Below are 2,042 nucleotides of genomic sequence, written 5' to 3' on the forward strand. Positions count from 1 at the left end.
GGCTTCCACCGGCGCCGGGGAGACCCGCATCCCGCTGCGCGGCCTGCTCGGCACCATGGCGGACCACCTCACCCGCAGCCGCGCCGAGATCCCCGACGCGACCTGCTGGGTGGACGCCGACGCCACCGCGCTGCTGGAGCTGCGCCGGGAACTGGGGGAGCCGCGCGTCCCGCTGCTCGCCCTCCTGGCCCGTGTGTGCACCGCCGTACTCGCCCGCCGGCCGGAGCTCAACGCCCGGGTGGACACCGGGCGCCGCGAGATCGTGCGGCTGTCCTCCGTCCATCTCGGCCTCGCCGCCCAGACCCCCCGTGGCCTGGTGGTGCCGGTCGTCCGCGACGCCCACACCCTCACCACCGAGGGACTCGGAAGGGAGATCACCCGCCTCACCGAGGCCGCCCGGGCCGGAACCCTCCCGCCCGCCGACCTCACCGGGGGCACCTTCACCCTCAACAACTACGGCGTCTTCGGCGTCGACGGCTCCACCCCGATCATCAACCACCCCCAGGCCGCGATGCTCGGCGTGGGCCGGATCGTGGAGAAGCCCTGGGCGCACCACGGGGAACTCGCCCTGCGCCACGTCGTGCAGCTGTCCCTCACCTTCGACCACCGGGTCTGCGACGGAGCCACCGCCGGCGGCTTCCTGCGGGATGTCGCCGACCGGATCGAACGCCCCGGGTTGCTCCTGCGCGACCTGTGACCGGCCCCCGGTCGGACCCCGCGCCGGGACCGGCCGGGAGACCCCGGGGCGGCCCGTGCCGGAACGGGCCGCCCCGCCCCACCGGGCCCCGTGCCGGGTCGGCCCGCCCCGGCACGGGGCCCGACCCGGCGTGTCCCGGACCGCCCACCCGTCCGAAACGCGCCCGGCCGGCGCCACACCGGCGCCCCGGACGCCGCTTCGGGCGATACTCGGGAACATGGCCGCTCAGCCCCGTCGCGACGCACCCCTCCCGACCGCGCGGCACACCCCGCCCCCCACCGGGGGGCGGCCCCAGCCGTACACGGCGGTGATCCTCGCCGGTGGAGCCGCCCGCCGACTCGGCGGCGTGGACAAACCCTCGCTCACCGTGGGCGGACGCACCCTCCTGGACCGGGTCCTCACCGCCTGCCCCGACGCCGTGGAGACCGTCGTCGTCGGGCCGCCCCGACCCACCTGCCGGCCGGTGCGCTGGACCCGCGAGGACCCACCCGGCGGTGGGCCGTTGCCCGCCCTGGAGGCGGGCCTGCGCGAGGTGCGCACCCCCCGGATGCTGCTGCTCGCCGCCGACCTCCCCTTCCTCACCCGGAAGGCGCTGCACCCCCTGCTCGACTTCCCGGTGGACGACGGCCCCGACGCGCCCCGCGCACTGATCCTCACCGACCCCGACGGACGCGACCAGCCGCTCGTCGGCGCCTACCGCACCGAGTCCGTCCGCCAGGCACTCGCCGTGATAGCCGCCTCCCCCGGCCCGCACGGCACGCCTCCCGGCAGCCTGCGCGACCGCCCGCTGCGCACCCTCCTGGAAACCCTCTCCGTACGCCGGCTGCCCGGCCCCCCCTGCCCGGACTGCGACACCCGGGGGGACCTCGCCGCCGCCCGGGAACGGATCAGGGAGCATGGCAGGGTGATGGACGAATGGATCGCCGCGGTCCGGGCGGAACTGGGCCTCGCCGAGGATGAACCCGGCATGGACACCGGTGTGCTGCTGGACGCCGCCCGGGACGCCGCCCACGGCGTCACCCGGCCGGCCGCCCCCCTGACCACCTTCCTCATCGGCTGGGCCGCCGGACGCCACGGCCTCGACATCGGGGAGGCCGCCCGGCGGGTCGGCGCCCTCGCCGCGCGCTGGGAGAGCGAGCGGGCGCCGGAGGGAGCGCCCCCGGAGACCTGGGCGGGTTCCGGGCCGTCCGGCACGGCGGAGCCCGGGCCCGGAACTCCCGGAGCGGGGCGGCCGTGACGGTCCACCCCGGTCCCGTCCCGACAGGGGGGACGCCCGGGCGGGGCCCCGCCGCCGACATCCCCGGCGGGGCCGCGCCCCCCGCCCCGGGCGCAGGGGAAGCCGGGC

2 protein-coding genes are annotated in these 2,042 nt (G+C 78.2%); both read left to right on the forward strand.

Translation table 11 applies throughout. The annotated features are described in order from the left end of the window. A partial coding sequence (locus FOE67_RS23935) for a dihydrolipoamide acetyltransferase family protein (RefSeq protein ID WP_182666917.1) occupies positions 1 to 697 on the forward strand: 697 nt, incomplete at its 5' end. Positions 698 to 914: 217 nt separating this feature from the next. Beyond that, positions 915 to 1,934, forward strand: a complete 1,020-nt coding sequence (locus FOE67_RS23940) for an NTP transferase domain-containing protein (RefSeq protein WP_182666918.1) — start codon at positions 915 to 917, stop codon at positions 1,932 to 1,934. Positions 1,935 to 2,042 lie beyond the last annotated feature (108 nt).

It is taken from the genome of Streptomyces calidiresistens (genome assembly GCF_014141525.1).
GTDB classification, from domain to species: Bacteria; Actinomycetota; Actinomycetes; order Streptomycetales; family Streptomycetaceae; genus Streptomyces; species Streptomyces calidiresistens.